At 70.7% G+C, this 249-nt stretch carries 1 pseudogene; it reads left to right on the plus strand.

Annotation, left to right across the window (positions count from 1 at the left end):
- A pseudogene (locus tag KVS67_RS14225) lies at positions 1-249 on the plus strand (CTP synthase); the annotation flags it as partial.

Genomic DNA, 249 nt, shown 5'->3' on the forward strand with positions numbered 1-249 from the left:
ACGACATCCCCCGCGTCATCCACGACCAGGGCCTCGACGCCCACGTGGTGCAGTCCCTGGACCTGTAGTTCAAGGACGTGGACTGGACCGCGTGGGATGCCCTCATGGACGCCGTGCACCACCCGGAGCACGGGCTCACGGTGGCGCTCGTGGGCAAGTACGTGGACCTGCCGGGCGCCTACCTGTCCGTCACCGAGGCGCTGCGCGCCGGTGGCTTCGCCCACCGGGCCAAGGTGGGCATCCGCTGGG

Source organism: Micrococcus sp. GbtcB5 (assembly GCF_019091605.1).
Classification (GTDB): Bacteria; Actinomycetota; Actinomycetes; order Actinomycetales; family Micrococcaceae; genus Micrococcus; species Micrococcus luteus.